Annotated in this window: 19 protein-coding genes; 13 read left to right on the top strand and 6 right to left on the bottom strand. The window is 69.8% G+C overall.

Annotated elements, in window-relative coordinates; all coding sequences use genetic code 11:
- The first annotated feature begins 90 nt into the window (after nucleotides 1-90).
- The 12 genes from KK131_RS06370 to KK131_RS06315 are packed head-to-tail and all read left to right on the top strand — an operon-like array spanning nucleotide 91 to nucleotide 10,737.
- Complete coding sequence (locus KK131_RS06370; protein WP_214555835.1) at nucleotides 91-879, top strand: type II secretion system protein N; 789 nt, start codon at nucleotides 91-93, stop codon at nucleotides 877-879.
- Between the two features lie 7 nt (nucleotides 880-886).
- Entirely contained in the window at nucleotides 887-2,857 is a 1,971-nt protein-coding gene (gene gspD, locus KK131_RS06365; RefSeq protein WP_214555834.1) for a type II secretion system secretin GspD, read from the top strand.
- Complete coding sequence (locus tag KK131_RS06360; protein ID WP_214555833.1) at nucleotides 2,854-4,329, top strand: ATPase, T2SS/T4P/T4SS family; 1,476 nt, start codon at nucleotides 2,854-2,856, stop codon at nucleotides 4,327-4,329. The genes gspD and KK131_RS06360 overlap by 4 nt, the downstream gene beginning before the upstream one ends.
- A 4-nt stretch (nucleotides 4,330-4,333) precedes the next feature.
- Nucleotides 4,334-5,530 (top strand): type II secretion system F family protein, encoded by a 1,197-nt coding sequence (locus KK131_RS06355; RefSeq protein ID WP_214555832.1) that lies wholly within the window; start codon nucleotides 4,334-4,336, stop codon nucleotides 5,528-5,530.
- A 10-nt stretch (nucleotides 5,531-5,540) separates the two neighbouring features.
- On the top strand, nucleotides 5,541-5,975 hold the full coding sequence (gene gspG, locus KK131_RS06350; protein ID WP_214555831.1) for a type II secretion system major pseudopilin GspG: 435 nt from the start codon (nucleotides 5,541-5,543) through the stop codon (nucleotides 5,973-5,975).
- A gap of 10 nt (nucleotides 5,976-5,985) precedes the next feature.
- Nucleotides 5,986-6,474 carry a type II secretion system protein gene (locus tag KK131_RS06345; RefSeq protein WP_214555830.1) on the top strand — a complete coding sequence of 163 codons (489 nt, stop codon included), beginning with the start codon at nucleotides 5,986-5,988 and terminating at the stop codon, nucleotides 6,472-6,474.
- The gene (gene gspI / locus KK131_RS06340) at nucleotides 6,458-6,820 is read left to right on the top strand and encodes a type II secretion system minor pseudopilin GspI (RefSeq protein ID WP_214555829.1); all 363 of its coding nucleotides are present in this window, start codon (nucleotides 6,458-6,460) and stop codon (nucleotides 6,818-6,820) included. Before KK131_RS06345 ends, gspI begins: the two co-directional genes overlap by 17 nt.
- Entirely contained in the window at nucleotides 6,817-7,446 is a 630-nt protein-coding gene (gene gspJ, locus KK131_RS06335; protein WP_214555828.1) for a type II secretion system minor pseudopilin GspJ, read from the top strand. The genes gspI and gspJ overlap by 4 nt, the downstream gene beginning before the upstream one ends.
- The gene (gspK, locus tag KK131_RS06330) at nucleotides 7,443-8,366 is read left to right on the top strand and encodes a type II secretion system minor pseudopilin GspK (protein WP_214555827.1); all 924 of its coding nucleotides are present in this window, start codon (nucleotides 7,443-7,445) and stop codon (nucleotides 8,364-8,366) included. The genes gspJ and gspK overlap by 4 nt, the downstream gene beginning before the upstream one ends.
- A gap of 12 nt (nucleotides 8,367-8,378) precedes the next feature.
- Entirely contained in the window at nucleotides 8,379-9,518 is a 1,140-nt protein-coding gene (gspL, locus tag KK131_RS06325; protein ID WP_214555826.1) for a type II secretion system protein GspL, read from the top strand.
- Entirely contained in the window at nucleotides 9,515-9,994 is a 480-nt protein-coding gene (gene gspM, locus KK131_RS06320; RefSeq protein WP_214555825.1) for a type II secretion system protein GspM, read from the top strand. Before gspL ends, gspM begins: the two co-directional genes overlap by 4 nt.
- The gene (locus KK131_RS06315) at nucleotides 9,991-10,737 is read left to right on the top strand and encodes a type II secretion system protein N (protein WP_214555824.1); all 747 of its coding nucleotides are present in this window, start codon (nucleotides 9,991-9,993) and stop codon (nucleotides 10,735-10,737) included. Before gspM ends, KK131_RS06315 begins: the two co-directional genes overlap by 4 nt.
- Before the next feature lie 16 nt (nucleotides 10,738-10,753).
- Here the strand turns inward: KK131_RS06315 and KK131_RS06310 are convergent, their stop codons facing one another.
- From KK131_RS06310 to KK131_RS06290, 5 genes are read right to left on the bottom strand one after another with little or no spacing between them, the layout of a single operon-like run.
- A complete protein-coding gene (locus KK131_RS06310) occupies nucleotides 10,754-11,716 on the bottom strand; it encodes a BadF/BadG/BcrA/BcrD ATPase family protein (RefSeq protein WP_214555823.1) in 963 nt (320 codons plus the stop codon).
- The gene (locus KK131_RS06305; RefSeq protein WP_214555822.1) at nucleotides 11,713-12,873 is read right to left on the bottom strand and encodes an SIS domain-containing protein; all 1,161 of its coding nucleotides are present in this window, start codon (nucleotides 12,871-12,873) and stop codon (nucleotides 11,713-11,715) included. The genes KK131_RS06310 and KK131_RS06305 overlap by 4 nt, the downstream gene beginning before the upstream one ends.
- Entirely contained in the window at nucleotides 12,860-14,149 is a 1,290-nt protein-coding gene (locus KK131_RS06300) for a D-tagatose-bisphosphate aldolase, class II, non-catalytic subunit (RefSeq protein ID WP_214555821.1), read from the bottom strand. Before KK131_RS06300 ends, KK131_RS06305 begins: the two co-directional genes overlap by 14 nt.
- Before the next feature lie 15 nt (nucleotides 14,150-14,164).
- A complete protein-coding gene (locus KK131_RS06295; RefSeq protein ID WP_214555820.1) occupies nucleotides 14,165-15,115 on the bottom strand; it encodes a DMT family transporter in 951 nt (316 codons plus the stop codon).
- A complete protein-coding gene (locus tag KK131_RS06290) occupies nucleotides 15,112-17,229 on the bottom strand; it encodes a glycoside hydrolase family 36 protein (RefSeq protein ID WP_214555819.1) in 2,118 nt (705 codons plus the stop codon). The genes KK131_RS06295 and KK131_RS06290 overlap by 4 nt, the downstream gene beginning before the upstream one ends.
- A 111-nt stretch (nucleotides 17,230-17,340) precedes the next feature.
- Here KK131_RS06290 and KK131_RS06285 point away from each other — a divergent pair, with 111 nt between their 5' ends.
- Entirely contained in the window at nucleotides 17,341-18,471 is a 1,131-nt protein-coding gene (locus KK131_RS06285; RefSeq protein ID WP_214555818.1) for an amidohydrolase family protein, read from the top strand.
- A 5-nt stretch (nucleotides 18,472-18,476) separates the two neighbouring features.
- On the opposite strand, the gene agaR is transcribed toward KK131_RS06285, so the two are convergent.
- Nucleotides 18,477-19,256 (bottom strand): transcriptional repressor AgaR, encoded by a 780-nt coding sequence (gene agaR / locus KK131_RS06280; protein ID WP_214555817.1) that lies wholly within the window; start codon nucleotides 19,254-19,256, stop codon nucleotides 18,477-18,479.
- Nucleotides 19,257-19,447: the final 191 nt, after the last annotated feature.

Raw genomic sequence — 19,447 nt, 5'->3', positions numbered from 1 at the left:
GCGAGCACCGATGCCGCACCGGCCAGTTCATGGGCGGTCGCGCCGGCAATCCGTCCCGCGCGTCTGCCGTCGCCCAGCGGGGTGTGAGGCATGCCGTCCCTGACCGATCGCCTGTATCGCCTGTCGCGCTCGCCGATCGCTGCCAACTGGGTGGCCCGGATCGGCGGCGCCGTGGCGGTGGTTGCGTTGGCGCAGTTGTGCCTGCTGATCGCCGCCGGTCCGCAGCTTCCGTTTGCGCCGGCGCATGCGGCCACGCCAGGCGCGGTCGATAGCGGCCCGCTGGCGAAGTGGCATCTGTTCGGCATCCCGAACGCGGGTGTCGTGTTGAAGGCGACGACCCTGGCGCTGGTGCTGCGCGGCACGGTGGCGACGGATCGGCAGGACCGCGCGGTGGCGATCATGGCGGAAAAGGGCCGTCCGGATGCGGGCTACCACGTCGGCGAGCGTCTCCCCGGCGGCGGCGTGTTGCAGGCGGTGCATGCGGACCACGTGGTCATTGCCAACGGCGGAACGCAGGAGCGGCTTGCGCTGATCGACCCGGCCACGCGTCCGCAGCCTGCGTCGACGCGATCGTCCGTTGCCGTCGCGGCAGCGGGCCTGGCACCGCCGACAGGCATGCCGTCCTCCGTTGGCGCCCTGAGCGTCCTGCCGGTGGTTGAAAACGGGCGGGTGGTGGGTGCGCGGCTGGCCACGCCGGACGTGGCGCGGGTCGAACGCCTGGGGCTGCGGCGGGACGACGTCATCGTCTCGATCGACGGCACCGCGGTCGCCGATCCGGCCATCAATCGAACCCTCGAAAAGGGACTGCTGGCGGGCAGCGCCATGACCCTGGTCGTCCGCCGCGACGGCCGCGAACAGACCGTCCGTGTCGCTCCCTGAGAACGCAATGAACAACCGCCTGCGCACCGTGCTCTTCGTCTTCGCCCTTGCCTGGGCCGCCGCCGGCCTGGCGCAGGCTCCCGCCGACGCGGGCAAGGCCGAGCTCAACCTGAAGGGCGTGGACATCTCGGTGCTGATCCAGACGGTCAGCGAGGTGACCGGGCGCAGCTTCATCGTCGATCCGAAGGTGACCGGCAACGTCACCGTCATCTCCAGCACGCCGATGACCACCGACGAGATCTGGACCCTGTTCACGTCCGTGCTGAGCGTGCACGGCTACGCGGTGACGCCCGCGGGCAAGGCGTGGAAGGTGCTGCCGGAAGCGGCGGCGGTGCTGGACGGCCAGGGCGCGGCGGCGGACGGCCCGGACGCGATCGTCACGCGCGTGGTCGAGCTGCGCAACGTGCCGGCCGGCGAGCTGTCCGCGCTGCTGCAGCGGCTGATCTCGCCGAACGGCAGGATCTCCGCGCAGGGCAGCCGGCTGATCGTCACCGAGCGCGCGGCGAACGTGGCCCGGCTGATGCGCATCATCGCCCGCATCGACACCACGTTCGGCAGCGAAGTGGAGGTGATCGCGCTCGACCACGCCAACGCGGCGGAGGTGGTGCGCACGCTGCAGCAGCTGGAGGGCACCGTGGCGGCGGGTTCGGTGGGCAACGTGTCGCACATGGTCGCCGACGCGCGCAGCAATTCGATCCTGCTGTCGGGCAGCCCCGGCCAGCGCCTGCGCATCCGCACCCTGGTGGCGCAGCTGGACACGCCGCTCACCGACGGCGACTACACCCAGGTGATCTACCTGCACAACGCCAAGGCGTCCGAACTGGCGCCGGTGCTGGAGGCGGTGGCCGCGACCCTGACCGGCGGCGACGCCAAGCAGGGCGGCGGCAAGGTCGCCACGATCGGCTTCCACGCCGGCACCAACGCGCTGGTGATCACCGCGCCGCCGGCGGTCTTTCGCGGGCTCGCCTCGGTGGTCAGGCAACTGGACGTGCGCCGGGCGCAGGTGATGGTCGAGGCGGTGATCGCGGAAGTCTCCGACGACCTCGCCGACGAACTGGGCGTACAGTGGCAGGCCACCTCGGCGGACGGCGCGCCGGGCCACGGCCTCATCGGCGGCACCAACTTCCCGGGGCGCGGCGGCGTCGGCGGCATCCTCGGCGTGATGGCCAACCCGGGCAGCGTGGGCCCGGGGCTCAACCTCGGCTACGCGCGAGGCATGCTGCGGATTCCCGGGCCCAACGGCACCTCGATCGACGTGCTGCAGATCGGCGCGCTGGTGCGCGCCCTGCGCGGCGACGGCCGCGCCAACATCCTGTCGCGGCCGAGCATCATCACGCTCGACAACCAGGTCGCGGAATTCAAGGTGGCGCAGGAGGTGCCGTTCCTCACCGGGTCGTACACCTCGGCCACCGGCGCGAACGCGGGCAATGGGTTTTCCAGCCCGTTCCAGACGATCGAGCGCAAGGACGTCGGCCTGATCCTGAAGGTGACTCCGCACGTCAACGCCGGCGACAGCGTGCGGCTGGAGATCGTGCAGGAAGTCTCCTCGCTGGCGCCGACGCAGTCGGTCGGCGCGGTCGACCTGATCACCAACAAGCGCGAGATCCGCACCACCGTGCAGGTCGGCGACGGCGCGCTGCTGGTGCTCGGCGGGTTGTCGTCCGAAGAAGTGAGCGAATCGGTGCAAGGCGTGCCGGGGCTGTCGCGCATCCCGCTGTTCGGCGGCTTGTTCAAGTCGCGCCAGGCCACGCGCACCAAGCGCAACCTGATGATCTTCCTGCGCCCGGTGATCCTGCGCGACGACATGGCCGGCGAGCTGCTGTCGAACGACAAGTACAACTTCCTGCGCATGGAGCAGCTGCAGAGCGCCGAGCGCTATGACCGTCCGGTCCGCGGCGGCGGCCCGCTGGTGCTGCCGGAGAACCCGCCGGGCAGCCCGCCGCCGGTGCCGGCCGCCGTACCCGAGGCCAGGCCATGAGCGCGGCGCCGCCGGAGCGGCCGTCGTATGCGTTCGCCGCGCGCCACGGCGCCACCCTGATGGGCGTGGAGAGCGGCGCGGCGGTCATCGCGCATCGTCCGGACGTGGCCATCGCGGCGCTGGCCGAGTTGCGTCGGCATTGCGCGATGCCGGTCAAGCTGATGGGCCACGGCCGCGACGACTACGAAGCGCTGCTGCAGGATCTTTACGCCGACGGCGACGCGGCGCGGACGATCGCCATCGACATCGACGAGGCGGGCCTCGCCGGCGTCGTCGATGCGCTGCCGGAGCCGCGCGACCTGCTGGAGAGCGACGACGACGCCCCGATCATCCGGCTGTTGAACGCGCTGTTCACCGAGGCCATCAACCGCGAGGCCTCGGACATCCACATCGAGCCGTTCGAGTCGCGCCTGGTGGTCCGCTTCCGGGTCGACGGCCTGCTGGTCGAAGTGCTGTCGCCGCAGAAGGGCATCGCCGCGGCGCTGGTCTCGCGCATCAAGGTGATGGCCAGGCTGGACATCGCCGAGCGGCGCCTGCCGCAGGACGGCCGCATCTCGCTGCGCGTCGCCGGCCGGCCGGTGGACGTGCGGGTCAGCACGATTCCGGTGGGCAGCGGCGCGGAGCGCGTGGTGCTGCGCCTGCTGGACAAGCAGGCGGGCCGGCTGGATTTCGACCGGCTCGGGCTGTCCGCCGGGCTGCGCGCGCGGCTGGAGGACCTGATCCACCGGCCGCACGGGATCTTCCTGGTGACCGGTCCCACCGGCTCGGGCAAGACCACCACGCTGTACGCGGCGCTGCAGTGCCTCAACGTCGGCAGCCGCAACATCCTCACCATCGAGGATCCGATCGAGTACTACCTGGACGGGATCGGCCAGACCCAGGTCAACCCGCGCGTGGACATGAGTTTCGCGCGCGGCCTGCGCGCGATCCTGCGGCAGGATCCGGACGTGGTGATGATCGGCGAGATCCGCGACCTGGAGACCGCGCAGATAGCGATCCAGTCGTCGCTGACCGGCCACCTGGTGCTGTCGACCCTGCACACCAACTCGGCGGTCGGCGCGGTGACCCGGCTGCGCGACATGGGCGTGGAGCCGTACCTGGTTTCCGCCTCGCTGATCGGCGTGCTGTCGCAGCGGCTGGTGCGCGTGCTGGACCCGGAGCTGTCCGAGGCATACGCGCCCGAGCCGGCCGAATGCGCGCTGTTCGGCATGCCGTGGAACGCCGCACTGCGCTTCCGCCGGCCGCGTTCCGGATTGCAGCGCAACGAGGGCTATCGCGGCCGTACCGGGTTGTACGAGCTGGTGGTCATGGACGAGGCGCTGCGCCGGCGCATCCATGACGGGGCGAGCGAGGAAGACCTTTCCGGCCAGGCGCGCACGCGCACCAGCGGGCTGATCGCGGACGGCTGGGAAAAGGTCTGCGCCGGCATCACCTCGGTGCAGGAGGTGCTTCGCGTGACCCGCGAGGCGTAGCGCCATGCCCGCCTACCAGTTCGAGGCATTGGATGCGCACGGCCGTTCCCACGCGGGAACGGTCCAGGCCGATTCGCCGCGCGGTGTGCGCGCGCAGCTGCGCGAACGCGGCCTGACGTCGCTGGGCGTGGTCGAGGTGGGGGCGGCTTCGTCGCGTGGCGGCGGGCCGCACCTGGGCATCGCCGCGCAGGCCTTGATGACGCGGCAGCTGGCCACGCTGGTGCACGCCGGGCTGCCGCTGGAAGAAGCGCTGGCGGCACTGGCCGAAGGCTCCGAGCCGAAGACCGGCGCGCTGGTGTCGGCGTTGCGGGCGCGCGTGATGGAAGGCGCCACGCTGGCCGCGGCGCTGGGCGAATTCCCGCGCATGTTCGATCAGCTCTATTGCGCCTCGGTCGCCGCGGGCGAGCACTCGGGTCGGCTCGACGAAGTGTTGTCGCGGCTCACCGCATACCTGGAGGGCCGCGATGCGATGCGCCGCCGCCTGATCGGCGCGCTGGCCTATCCGGCCCTGCTGTGCCTGGTGGCGCTGCTGGTCGTCGGCGGCCTGATGCTTTACGTCGTGCCCGAGGTGACTGCGGTGTTCACCCGCACCGGCCAGGCGCTGCCGTGGCCGACGCGGGTGCTGCTGGCGATCAGCGGCGGCCTGCGCGCCAACATCGGCTGGCTGCTGGCGCTGTCCGCTGCGCTGTCGCTGGGCCTGGCGTTCGCGTGGCGGCGGCCGGGCTTCCGCCGCTGGCGGCATGCGACGGTGCTCAAGCTGCCGCTGCTCGGACGGCTGGTCACGGCGGTCGACATCGCGCGCTTCGCGCGCACGCTGGCGATGCTGGGCCTGAGCGCGGTGCCGCTGCTGGAAGCCTTGCAGCTTGCTTCCGAGGCGGTGCAGAACCGGCTGATCCGCGAGGCGCTCGACGCCGCGGCGGTGCAGGTGCGCGCCGGCGCGCCGCTGTCGCGGGCGCTGGCGCGGGACACGCGTTTTCCGCCGATCGCCGCGCGGCTGATCGCCAACGGCGAACGCGCCGGGCGCCTGGACAGCATGCTCGACGAAGCCGCCGACCAGCTCGAACGCGAGCTGGACACGGTCGCGTCGGTGGCGATGGCCGGACTCGGGCCGGTCGTCATCCTGCTGGTCGGCGGCCTGGTGCTGTTCATCGTGCTCGCCATCCTGCTGCCGATCTTCGCCATGAACCAGCTGATCACCTGAGGTACGAACCATGCACACCGTCATCCGTCATCGAACCGTCAGCCGCGGCTTCACCCTGGTCGAGGTGCTGGTCGTCGTCGTCATCCTGGGCGTGCTCGCCGCGGTGATCGTGCCGCGGGTGATGGATCGCCCGGACGAGGCGCGCAAGGTGCGCGCGGCGCAGGACGTCGCCGCGATCGTCTCGGCGCTGAACATGTACCGGCTCGACAACTACAGCTACCCGAGTTCCGAACAGGGCCTGCGCGCGCTGGCGGAGAAGCCGCCCGGCGTCGACAACTGGCGCGACGGCGGCTACCTGTCGCGGGTGCCGAAGGACCCGTGGAACCGCGAATACCTGTACCAGAACCCGGGGCAGCACGGCGAGATCGACGTGTGGACCTACGGCGCGGACGGCCAGCCGGGCGGGGAGCGCGCCAATGGCGACGTCGGCAATTGGCAGCCGTAGGCCGGCCGGGATGACCCTGATCGAAGTGCTGGTCGGGATGGTCATCGTGTCCGTGCTGCTGGGCGCCGCGATGATGGCGTTCCCGCGCACCGGCGAGCGCCGCACCGACCTGGCCGCCGAAAAGGCGGCGGCGCTGATCGGGTTGCTGTGCGAACGCGCGGAACTCACCGGCCGCGACGTGGGCATGGGCGTGCAGGGCAGCCGGCTGGTGTTCGCCAGCCTGCGCGCGGAGGGGTGGCAGCCGTTCGCCGATTCGCCCCAGGAGGCGTTGCGGCCGCGCGTGCTGGCGGAGCACCTGGCGCTGGAGTTGCGCGTGGACGACGCGCTGTCGTTGACGGGTACGTCGGACCCGACCGGCTTCCCGGTCGCGTGCCTGGCCAGCGGGGAAATGACGCCGTTCACGCTCGCCATCGAAGGCCCCACGCAGCGGCGCTGGCTGATCCGTGGCGATGCGACGGGCCAGCTGAGCCGGACGCGCAGCGATGTCTCCGCGCCGTAACGGCTTCTCGCTGCTGGAGGTGCTGGTCGCGCTGGCCGTGCTGGCATTGGCGATGACCGCCCTGGTGCGCACCGCCGCGCTGCAGACGCGTGGCTTGATCGATGCGCGCGAGCTCAGCTACGCGCAATGGGTGGCCGCGAACGTGCTGGCCGATGCCCGGCTGTCCCGCGCGGCGGATCGCCTGGACAGCGGCCAGGGCGAGATGGAACTGGGCCAGGTGCGCTGGCGCTGGACGATGGACGTGGCGCGTTCGCCGCTGGCCGGGGTCAGTCGCGTCGACGTCAGCGTGAGCACGCCGAACGGGCGGCGCGTGCTGGTGCTGACCGGTTTCGCGCAGACGCCATGAGCCACGCGCACGCCACCGCCGTTCGCCGCATGACAGCCGGCTTCACCCTGCTGGAGTTGCTGGTCGCCTTGGCGATTTTCGCGGTGGTGGCGGCGCTGGCCTGGGGCGGGCTGGATGCGGTGGCACGCACGCAGCGTGGCCTCGAACGCGCCGGGTCCGCATTGGCGCAATTGCAGCAAGCCATCGGCCACTTCGAGCGCGATGTGCGCCAGGCCGTGCCGCGACCGATCCGCACCGAGTCCGGCGAGGTCGAGCCGGCCCTGATCGGCAGCGCCGACCGGCTCGACCTGAGCCTGTGGCGCGCCGCGGCGAGCGAGTTGCACGCCACCGCCGGCGTGCAGCGCGCGTCCTGGCGCTGCCGCGACGGGCAGCTGCAGCGCAGCCAGTGGGGCGCACTCGATCGCACCGGCGCGACGCCGCTGCGCGAGGCGGTGGAGCTCACGAAGTTGACCCATTGCCAGTTCCGCTACGTGGCAACGGACGGCACCCGCAGCGATCGCTGGCCCGTGCCGGGTCCGTCGCCGCAGTCGCTGCCCGGCGGCGTGGAGTTGAGTTTCGGGATCGCCGGGCAGGGCGAATTCCGGCGCCTGGTCGAGCTGGCGCAGAACGCGGAGCCGCGGCCATGAGGCGGCAGCGCGGCATCGCCCTGGTGGTGGCCTTGCTGGCGGTCGCGCTGGCGATGCTGCTGGTGCTGTCGCTGCTCGATCGCGGCGAGCTGATCTCGGCGCGGGCGCGCAACGCGTGGCGCGCGGAGCAGGCCGGGCAGTTGATGAACGGTCTGGAGATCGCGGTGCAGCGGCGGTTGCTGCTCGACCAGCGCGACACCGGCTCGGTCGACAGCCTGGGCGAGGAGTGGGCCAGGCCGATCGCGTCGACCGGCTTGCCCGGCGCCGTGGTGCAGGCGCGCGTGACCGACCTGGGCGGCTGCTTCAACGTCAATGCGCTGGCGCCGGACGGCATCACCGATCCGCAGGCGGTGCGGCGTTTCGTGCGGCTGTTGAACGCGTTGCACCTGCCGCGCGAACTGGCGGCGCAGGCGGCCGACTTCGTCGATGCGGACGAGGCGGCCCAGCCCGGCGGCGGCGAGGACGCCGTCTATGCCGTCTGGCCGTCCATGGGGCGAGCCGCCAATGCGCCGATCGTCGACATCAGTGCCTTGCAGCGGCTTCCCGCGATGAGCGGCGAGGCGTGGCGCACGCTGATGCCGTACCTGTGCGCGGTGGCGCCGGATCAGCCGATCAATCTCAATACCGCGCCGGCGCTGCTGTGGCTGACCCTGGACGACGCGATCAGCCTGCCGGTGGCGCAGCAGCTGGCGCGCGGCACCGATGCCGCGTATCCGGATCTGCTCGCGGTGCGTACCGCGTTGAAGCGGCAGGGGCTGCCGCCGATCGAGCTGACCGGCTACGGCGTGGGCAGCAGCTACTTCCGGATCGAGGCGGACATCGCGCTGGACGGCATCGACTTTTCCTATACGAGCGTATTGCGCCGCCTGCCGGACGAGGTGCGGGTGATGGCCCGCACGCGCGGCCGCAGCCGGTCCTGAGCGGAGATGCCCGTGACCCGACGAATCACCTTGCGCCTGCTGGCCGACGATCGCGTCGAGTGGATCGATGCACAGGCCATCGTGCACGACGGCTGGCCGCCGTCCGGCCCGGACACCCAGCTCACCGTGCTGGTGCCCGGCGAAACGGTGACGCTGCTCGACCTGCCCCGCGTGGCCGGCACCGATCGCCAGCTGACCCAGGCGTTGCCGGCATTGGTGGAGGAACAACTGGTGGCGCCGGTCGAGTCGCAGCACCTCGCCTGGTGGCCGGCAGGCGACGGCGGCCGCCTGTGCGTGGCGGCGGTGCTGCGCGCGGATATGGACGGCTGGCTGGCCCGCTTGCGTGCCGCCGGTCTGGAGCCCGACGTGCTGGTGCCCGATACGCTGGCGTTGCCGTGGCAGGACGCTCGCCCGCTCTTGCTGATCGACGCGGAGCGTTTCGTGCTGCGGCTGGGCGAGGCCTGCGCGCTGGCCGGTTCACCCGCCGAGCTGCCCGGTTTCGTCGCGGCGGCAGGATTGGCCGATCCGGACGCCGGGCTTGAAACCTGGGCCGTGGCGGAGGTGGCGGTGTCCTGGCCGGCGCGGCGGATAGTCGAGCATGCGTTGCACGCGTTTGCCATCGGCGAGCCAGCGTCGTCCGTGAATCTTCTGCAGGGCGACTATTCGCCGCGGCGGCGGGCCCGTCGGCTCGATACGACGTGGCGCTGGGCTATCGGCGCGGTGGCGCTGGCCCTGCTCACGTTGCTGGTCACGCCGCTGGTCGAGCGGCAGCTGCTCGCCGGCGCGGTGGCGCAGCAGTGTGCGGAGATGCAGGCGCTGGCCCGGCGCGTCGTGCCGCCGGGCCGGCCGATCACCGATCCCGTGCGGCAACTGCAAGCGGCGCTGGGTGCGCATGGCCTGGGCCAGGGCGACGGCGCGCTCGACCTGCTCACCCGGGCGGCGCCGGCGATTGCCGCCGATCCGCATCTGGCCGCGGATTCTTTCAGCTATCGGCGCCCGCGCCTGGAGCTGGTGGTGCAGGCCGACGGCATGGCCGCGCTCGATGCGCTGCGCGGACGGCTGGCCCGTGCGGGGTTGACCGCCGAGATCGTCAGCAGCACACCCGGCACCCAGGGCGTGCAGGGGCGGCTGCGCATCGGAGACGTGCCATGAAATACCGGCTGGATCGATTGTCGACGCGCGATCGGCGCGTGCTGGTGGTGGGCGCGATCGTCGTGGCGGTGGCGCTGTTCGTCTCGCTGGTGCAGTTGCCGCTGCTGGATTCGCGAGCCGCGTTGCGTGCGGAGATGGCCGCGAACACGCAGGCGCTGGCGTGGATGCGCCCGGCGGTGGCGCGGCTGGCTGCGGCCGGCGGTCGCCCGGCGGCGCCGGCGGATGGCCGTCCATTGCTGGTGCGCGTCGATGCGTCGGTGCGCTCGGCCGGGCTGGGCGCCAGCGTGGGCGGGATCGAGCCGGTCGACCGCCAGCGCATCCGCGTGCAGTTCAGCGGCGCCGACTTCGACGTGCTCAGCCAGTGGCTGGTGCAGAGTTCGATCGACGGCGTGCAGATCGAGGAGTTGTCCGTGCAGCGCGCTTCCGGCGCCGGCCGCGTCGATGCGCGCGTGAGCCTGCTCGAGGCCGGCCCGTGAAAGCGTTCGGGTGGTTCCTGCTTGCGCTGGCGCTGTTCGTGGCGACGCTCGTCGCCGGCTTTCCGGCGTCGCTGGCCTGGCAGTGGTGGCGTCCCATGGATGTGCCGCTGGCGCTGGTCGATGTGCGCGGATCGATCTGGCACGGCGGCGCGGCGCAGGTGCACTGGCGCGATCGCGACCTCGGTTCCCTGACGTGGACGGTCAGGCCGTCGGCCCTGCTGACCGGGCGGCTCGATGCCGCGCTGCGCCTGAGCGGACGGGCCGTGCTGACGGGACGGCTGTCGCAAGGCATCGATACCTCGGAGTTCACCGATGTGCGCCTCGACGTGCCCCCGCCGTGGCTGACGGATGCGCTGATGAGCCAGGGGTTCTCCGCCGGCGGACGGGTGTCGGTCACCCTTGCGCGGGCGGTCGTGAGGTCGGGCCGGATCACCGCGTTGTCCGGGGCCTTGCACTGGGACGATGCCGTGGTCAACGTGGGCACGGCCGTGTCATTGGGACGGCTGAGCGCGCCGTTTTCACTGACGGATACGCAGCGTGTCCAGGGCACCATCCAGGATGGCGGCGGGCCGTTCTCGATCCGGGGAACGTTTGAAGCGGACCCGTCGCACTACCGCATCCGGCTGACGCTGGCGGCCCGCGATCCGGGCGTTCGCCCCCTCCTCGATGCGCTCGGCGAGCCGCTGCCGGATGGGCAACGATTGTTGGTCATCGAGCAGCATGTCGAGCCAGGAAGCTTCTGAGCGCGCGGCCGATCCGTCATTCGAAATCGCCGGGCACGTGCACCGGATGGTGCGCGAGCATGGCCGCATAGAGTGCGGCGCCGTAGTGAGGCACGTGCCGCGGAGGCCGCATGTCGAAATGCGGGCTGGCGGCGAAAAGCGCATCGCGCAGCGGCGCCAGCAGCAGTTCGCCGGCGTTGAACGCGCCGCCGGACCAGGAAACCGGCACGGGTTCGTCCGCTTCGAAGCGCAGCGCCAGGCGCAGCGTGGCGCAGATGAGAGCCAGCTCCCGGCCGGCGTCGCGAAAAATGTTCGCGGCGACGGCATCTCCGGCTCGCGCGGCCTCGGCCACCTGGCACGACAGTTGGGCCAGTTCGCCGCGGGCGTAGGCCTTGCCGCCGTAAACGTGGGCGCAGATGTCCAGGTCGTTGTCGAGCTGGAAGTGCGCGTTGAAGACGGCATGCAGCGGACCCTTGGGCAGGCGCCCGTCGCTCATCCGCGAGTAGGCATTGAGGCCGCGCATGGCGATCCAGTAGGCCGAGCCTTCGTCGGAGAACGCTTCGCCCCAGCCGCCGGCGCGCGCCGCGGCGCCGCGGCGCTGGCCATAGCCGATCGAGCCGGTGCCGGCCACGATGTTGATGCCGTCGGTACAGGCCAGCGAGCCGGCCCAGCCGCAGACCATGTCGTTGCCGCAGGCGTAGCGATGGTGGCCCAGGACCGCCGCGGGACATGCCTGCAGTCGTGCCGTGGCGCGGCTGTCCTCGCCGTAGGCGGGCAGTCCGAAGAAGGCGTAACCGATGTCGGCCAGCGTCAGGCCGGCTGCGCCGAGCACGTTGGCCACGCCTTCGGCCAGGACGGCATGCACGCCATCCAGGCCGACATGGGGATGGTAAGTCGTGCCGAGCTCCGCCTCGCCAAGCAGGCGGCCGTCGCCGTCGATCAGGGCGAAGCGCGTCTTCGTTCCGCCGCCGTCCACGCCAAGGTAGGCTACCGGATTCATGCGTTCGCCACGTACAGGCGTACGCCCTGGACGACGCGGTTCACCACGCCCGCGGGGTTGGGATTGTCGGGGGCCACGCCCATGGCGCGCGCGCGGAGGAAGGCGTGGATCTGCGCGATGGCGACGCAGGGCCACAGCAGGTCCAGGTCGGCGGCGTCGGCCATCGCGGGCACCGTGATGCCGTCGGCGCCCGACGCCGCGCGCGGCTGTGCGCTCACCTCGACGATGCGCGTCGCGCACCCGTCGTGCCGCAGTTCGTCGACCAGATCCAGATCGTAGCGGCGGGTAAGTTCGTCGTTGGACACGAAAACCATCACCAGGGTGCGCCCGGTGATGAAGGTCTTGGGGCCGTGGCGGAAGCCCAGCGGCGAGTCGAAGCAGGTCGCCACCGCGCCGTTGGTCAACTCGCCCAGTTTCAGCGATGCCTCGCGGGCCAGGCCCTGCAATACGCCGCTGCCCAGATAGACGACACGGTCGTACCGGCCGAGCGCCAGTTCGTGCAGCAGCGGCAGTGATTCCCCGATGACCCGTTCGGTGGCGCCGGCGATGGCGCCGATGCGGCCATCCATGGTGCCGGCCGGCAGCAGCGCGGCCACGACGGCGTACATCATGCAGCTGAAGCTGGAGGTCATGGCGAAGCCGGTGTCGTGGGTCTCGGCCGGCAGCAGCAGGGTCATGGCGTTGGCCGCTGGCACTTTGCCCAGCGCACCGTCGGCGTTGCAGACGATCAGCAGGTGGCGCACCTCGCGCACCAGCGATTCGGCGAGCTCCACCGCCGCCAGGCTTTCGGGACTGTTGCCGGAACGGCCGAAGGAGACCAGCAGCAGCGGCTGCTCCGGGTCCAGGTACAACGACGGGGCACACACGATGTCGGTGGTCGGCACCGCGTCCACGCGCGCGGCCAGCATGCGGTTCAGCAGCGGCGCCACGCACTGGCCGATATAGGAGGAACTGCCGGCGCCGGTCAGGATCACCCGTGCGGCGGGGTTGTCGATCAGGGGAGCGGCAAAGGCGCGGATCTTCGCGTGCAGCGCGGTGACCAGGGCATGGGTCCGCTGCAGCATCTGCGGTTGCTGCTCGATTTCGCGCGCGGTCCAGATCGCGCCGGTGGCGATCAGGTCGGGCTCGGTCAGGCCCAGGTACTCAGTGGGTGTCATGGTCATGGCATGCATGGTGGTAGTCGTCGAGTGCGGCACTGACGTGTGCCATGGTCAGGGACAGCGGGTCGCGCGTCGCGCTGCCGCTGCGCAGGGCGTGCAGCGCATGCGGCAGGAACTGGCTGATCAGCGGTATCGGCGGCGGGTTCGCGCGCAGGTTGTCGAACAGGCGCTGGCAGGCCTGCTCGATCGCCGGGTCGGGCCAGTAGTAGCGAATGCGGTCGCTGAGGCTGTACTGCAGGTCCACGGTCAGCGCATGGTCCCGGCTGTGGTAGTAGCGCTGCCAGTAACCGGGCTGCTCGCGCATGCGCGCCAGCACCACCTCGCGCAGGCGCGCGCGGCGGGCGTCCTCGATCCACGCCTGCTCGATCGCATCCAGTGCCCAGAATGCCTCGCGCAAGGCGAAGGTCAGGCCGGGCCCGACCTTGAGGATGGCGAAGTGGTCGCGCACCAGCGATCCCAAGGCATCGCGGGTCTGGTAGTCGGTCGAATGCGCCTCGAACACCATGCCCGGTACGCCGGTGATGGCTTCGCTCAGCTCACGCGCTTTCTGCGGCTGGTAGTCCACCACGTCGTGGTGGTCGAACTCCACGCCGGGTTGCACCACCGAGGCAATCACCCGCTGCCAGGCCGACTCCAGTCCCGCGGCGACGAAAGCCTGGCGATGCGCCTCGATCGTGGCCAGCGCGGCCTGCGGCGTGGTCACGGCCAGGCCGTCGATGGACTCGGTCGCGCCGCCCGGCACCGGCACCTCGGTGCCGATCACGTACACCGGCGCCTCGTCGCCGGCCCCGGCGTGGGCGGCTTCGGCGGCCCGGCACAGGCGCACCGCGCGGCGCACGATCTCGGCTTCCGGCAGCGGCTCGGGATCGCCGCGGCAGGCCATCGAGCAGTCCAGGTGGATCTTGCGAAAACCGGCGGCCACATAGGCGGCCACCATCACCTCGGCCTTGTCCATCGCTGCCGCGGCGTCCAGCGACGTCCACGGGTTGGGCCCCAGGTGGTCGCCGCCCAGCGCGATGCGCGCGTGGTCGAAGCCGACCCGATCGGCGATGGCGTGGACGAAGGCGACGAAGTCGGCCGGCGTCATGCCGGTGTAGCCGCCATCCTGGTTGACCTGGTTGCAGGTCGCCTCGAACAGCACGAACGCCTGCCCGCTGCGTTGCGCGTGGCGCAGGCTGGCTTCGATGACGATGGGATGCGCCGAGCATATCGAGGTCACGCCGTTGGCGTGTCCCTCTTTGTGTCGCGCGATGAGGTCGAGCAGAACATGCATGGAAACAGCGTCCGGTCAGGAAAGGGGATCGGTTGGATCGCGCGGAGGTTGAGCCTCGGGCTCGGGCTCGGGTTCGAGCACCAGCAGCAGCGAGGCAATCAGGGCCAGCACCAGGCCAACCATTTTCAGCGGGCCCGGCACGACGCTGGCGAACAGCAATGCCAGCACGGCAGTCACCAGCGGGGCGCCGGCATTGGTCAGTGGCGCGATCACGATCGCCTTGCCGTAGCGGAAGGCGTAAACCAGGGTCAGCGCGCCGACGGCGTTGAGCAGCTGGATCGCCGCGGTCATCCACGGCCCGTCCAGGCCCATGTTGACCGGCTGCGTCCAGTCGGTCATGGCCAGCGCCACCGGCGCCAGCAGCAGTGCGCCCAGCGTCATGTAAAAGAAGATGCTCTCGGCGCGCACGGTGTTGTTGGCCAGGCGCATGAAGTAGGCCTGCAGGCCCCAGGCCAGCATGATCAGCAGCGATTGCAGAAACCAGCCCAGTCCTCCGCTCGTGCCGCCGCCGAACGACAGGTCCATCATCGGCAGCGCCAGCAGCGCCAGCGCGATGCCCAGCGTGCCCGTCCAGCCGGTGCGCTCGCGCAGCAGGAGGAATGACAAGGCGATGGTGACCACCGGCGACAACGCGATGATCGGGAACACGAAGTAGGCCGGCCCGATGGTCAGGGTGTGGAACAGCAACATCTGTCCGCCGGCACCCAGCAGGCCGATGGTCAGTCCGTAGATCACCGCGCGCGGCGAACGCTCCAGCGCCCAGCCGCTGCGCCAGAGGATGTAAAGCGCCGGCGGGATCATGGTCAGCGCCCACACGCAGTACACCAGCGTGTCGGGGAAGCCGTGCTGCGACGACAGCGGCGACAACGCACCCCACACGCCCCACAGTGCGACGGTCGCCAGGGCAAAAGCCAGCCACGGACGGCGGCTTGGCGCGGCGGCGGCATCGATTACCGAAGTGCTCATGCGTGAGCCGCCAGCGGCGTGGCCCGCAGCAGCACGAAGCGCTTGAACGCTACCCGCAGCGTCGCATCGGACGCCGCCACTTCGCCCAGGTCGACCTCGTTGAACAGATCGCGCACGCGGTAGCGGCCGGAGCCGAGGCCGCGCAGTTGCACCGGTCCATTGAAGCTCTCGGCGTAGAAGGCGTAGTACATCGCTCCGTCCTTGGCGATGGCGTGCGCCTCGGGCTTGTCGAAGCCGATGTCGTACAGCGTGCCCAGGTACTCGCCCTTGGGCAGCATGTGCTGCTGGTACAGGGCCACCCACTTGCGCCAGAGCGCCTCCTTCCCGGTGGTGAGCTTGTAGCCGCCCGGTGGCAGTGGCTCGGCGGGATGCTCGGTGTCCTTCGGCCAGGTGAACTTGGAGGAGACCACCGCACCGATGCCGACGGTGGATGCGAAGTCGTCGCCACCGTCGGACAGTTCCACGTGGTCGCCGGCATAACTGCTGCGGGAGCCCATCAGCGCCTTCATGGTCTTGCCCTTGCTGCGCACCTGCCACGAGGACAACGGATCGGACGCGGGGTACTGGTCGGTGGCCGGCAGGTTGTGGAAGGCGAAGACGGTGCCGCAGGGGCACAGCTCGACCACCGCCTGCGGGTTGGCCTCGTGCGCGGCCCGGTGGATGGCGCTCCAGAACGCGGCCAGGCCTTCGACCGAATCCGTGGGATGGGCATGCTTGTGTGCGGGGTTGTAGCAGGGCGCCACGGCATTGAGGTGCTGGCCATCGAACTTGATGCCCTCGAAGCCCCAATCGCCGATCACCTTCTTCACCAGCGCCACGTAGTAATCGATGGTGGGCTGGTAAGCCGGGCACTGGGTCAGCGCATTCCACCAGGTGATGGTCTGGTAAGCGCCGTTCTTGTCCAGCAGCATCATGTCGACGTGGTCGTGCAGCACGTCGCTGCCCGGGTCGGCGGCCAGCGGCGCTATCCACAGGCGTGGATGCATGCCCTGGCTGCGCACCTTCGCGGTGAAGTCACGCATGTCGGCGTCGCCGCGGGGAAACTTGCGCGTGTCGATGCGCCAGTCGCCCTCGTTGGTCTGCCAGCCATCGTCCAGCACCACCCAGCCGAAGCCCAGTTCGCGGGCCTTGGGCACGGTGTCCATGATCTGCTTGATGTTGAAGTCGCGCCCGTAGCCCCACGTGCACCAGACCGGCGCGAAGGCCGACTCCGGCGCCCGCGGCGCGACGAGGCCCTCGGCCTGCATGTACTGCCGGTACTGCTGCAGCGGCGCGAAATAGTCGCCGGTATGGACGGCCAAAAAAGTGCGTTCGGTGACCAGCGTCTGGCCCGGGGCCAGGGTGGAGGCCTGCGGCGACTCGACCGCGATGTGCGCGCCGTCGGCGGTCCTGCGCACCGGCAGGTCCAGCGCACGCGCCACCGGTTCCACGTGGCCGACGGCCAGGCCGACGTCGCGGCGCCAGATATCGGCCATCGGGATGCCGCCGCCGTAGTCGGACGAATCCATGCCCAGCGTGTTGCGCTGGTCGAACCCGGCGGCAAGCGGGCGTACCCAGTCGCGGCGGTCGGTGTGGGTCGCGCCGGCGAAGGTCCAGAACCCGCCGGGCGCGTCGTCCAGTTCATGGGCGGCGTTGCGCCAGCCGGCGACCTGCAAGGCGGCGGTGCCGTGGTTGCGGTAGCGGGTCTGCAGCACGGCCATGCCGGGCAGGTTGTCGAAGAACGTCACCGCCACCTCCTTCTCGAGGTTGCGGCTGGAGCGTCCGGTCGTGGTCGACTGGCGGCCGCGGCCGTGGTGCGCGTCCGTGATCGGCTGTTCCCTGTGGCCGGTGATGGCGAAGTCCTCGACCGAGCCGTCGGCCAGCAACAGGCTTTCGCTGGGCTGGTAGGGCGTCAACGGCTTGCCGTGGGCCACGAGACTGGTGTGCAGCTTGCGGTCGAAGGCAATCGCCAGAACCGCGTCGCGAACCACGACACCCTCGCCGTCATCACCGCTGGCGTGCTTGCTGCCGCGCGGCGGAGCTGCCAGCGCCATCGGCAGGGAGGCCCAGGCCACGCCACCCGCCACGCTGCCGGCTAAGAGCTTCAATACGGTGCGTCGTCCAATCGGGGGCATGATGGGCTCCAGTCGAGGTGTTGTTCCGATTCTGCGTCAGTTTCAGGTATTGCTGCAAGCGTTTCGTTTCGCTATGGTGCGAAATAGTTTCGTTATATTACGGGTGATAAGATGAGCATGGTGCTCCGCCGCATGATGATGGGCCTGGTCGCGGTAGCGATCTCACTTTCCGTTGCCGCCACTTCGCCTCCGCCGAAAACGGCGCACACCGCCGCCGTTGCGCACAGCTATTCCATGGCGGACTTCACCCACGTGCGCAAATACGACGCCCACGTCCACGCCAACAACCCGAACACGGCGTTCCTCGAGCAGGCTCGCGCGGACGGCTTCGAATTGCTGTCGATCAACGTCGACTATCCGGACTTCCCCAGCCTGGAACGGCAGCACGCCATCGCCCTGACCCTTGCAGCGAAGGATCCGCAGCATTTCCATTGGGCCACCACGTTTTCCATGAAGGGCTTCGGTACGCCGGGCTGGACCGAGCGGGTCAACGCGAGCCTGGCCCGGGATGTGGCCAAGGGCGCGCTCGCGGTGAAGATATGGAAGAACGTGGGACTGGTGGAGAAGAACGTCGACGGCAAGCTGATCATGCTCGACGATCCGGGCCTGGCGCCCGTGGCCGAGCAGGTCCGCGCGCTCGGCGTGGCCCTGATCGACCACCAAGGGGAGCCGCGCAACTGCTGGCTGCCGCTCGACCAGATGACCACCGACAACGACCGCGAGTACTTCAGCAAGCATCCGCAGTACTACATGTACCTGCACCCGGATCAGCCGAGCTACGAAGAGCTGATGCGCGAGCGCGACCGCTTCGTCGCCGCGCATCCGAAGCTGCGCTTCGTCGGCGCGCACCTGGCCAGCCTGGAGTACGACGTCGACCGGATCGCCGCGTTCCTCGACCGCTTCCCCAACGCCACCGTCGACATGGCCGCACGCATGAGCCAGGTGCAATACCAGTCGGTGCGCGATCGCGAGAAGGTGCGGAATTTCTTCATCCGCTACCAGGACCGGGTGCTGTACGGCACCGACCTGACCTTTGCCGCGGACGCCGATCCCGCGGAATTCAGGCGCGAGGCGCATCGGGTATGGAGCTCCGACTGGCGCTATCTGGCGACCGGCGAAACCCAGCGGGTGGACATGATCGACGCCGATGTGCCGGGTCTTGCGTTGCCGCGCGCGGTGGTGGACAAGATCTACTACGCCAACGCCGTGCGCGTCTTTGCTGCGCCCAGGCCGGTCGACTGAAGGGCTTACGCCAGTTTCAGCTCGAAACCGAGTTGCTGGCTGGCCTGGATGATTTCCTCCGGCGCGCCGGTGTCCGTGATCAGCATGTTCAACGCGGTAACGGGGATGATGCGATGCAGGCAGATCTTGCCGAACTTCGAGCTGTCCGTGATGGCAATGACCAGGCGGGCGGTCTCCACCATCTTGCGGTTGAGCAGCGCCTCGGGCTCGTAATGGGTGGTGATGCCGCGCTCCAGGTCGAAGCCATCCACGCCGAGGAACAGCTTGTCTACATGCAGCGCGTCCAGCGCTTCGACAGTCAGCCCTCCATAGAACGCCATGTTGCGGCGTCGCAGCTCCCCGCCGAGCATGACGATGGTGATGTTGTTCTTGGGGGCAAGCGCAGTCAGCACACCGTAATCGTTGGTGACCACGGTGATGTCGATGTCCTGAACCGCTTCGGCCAATTGGATGGCCGTGGTACCCGAGTCGATGACGACCGTGTCTCCGGGCTTGATCAGTGCCGCGGCGCAAGCGCCTATGCGACGTTTCTCATCCAGGTGGGTGGTGCATTTCGCTTCGTAGTTGGGCTCGGCCGAGGCGCCATTCATCACGCCACTGTCGATCGCTCCGCCATAGGCCCGCGCCATGACTCCGCGTTCGGCCAGATAACGAAGATCTTTGCGCACGGTCTGCGCGCTCACACCGAAGCGGTGAGCAAGGCTGGTGACCTGGACGCTGCCATGCTGGCGGACGAGTTCGCTGATCTGGAGGCGTCGTTGGCTGGTGTCGCGGGTGGCGGTCATGGGGGATTCCTGCGGGTGTCCAAATTATGCCGCATTTCGTTGTATTTCGCTATTGATGTATAACGAAACATGATATAGGCTCGGTTTCGTTGTTTAGTCAGCAGGTCCGTCGCCTAGCCCCTGGAGGAGAGCCAGTGAATACCGCGCCCCTACACCGAAACACACTGTTTTATGGAGTTGCGTTCGCCCTG

The organism is Rhodanobacter sp. LX-99 (assembly GCF_018599185.1).
GTDB lineage: Bacteria > Pseudomonadota > Gammaproteobacteria > Xanthomonadales > Rhodanobacteraceae > Rhodanobacter.
The sequence above is the reverse complement of the archived record's forward strand: the minus strand, read 5'-3'. Positions and strand labels throughout refer to the sequence as shown.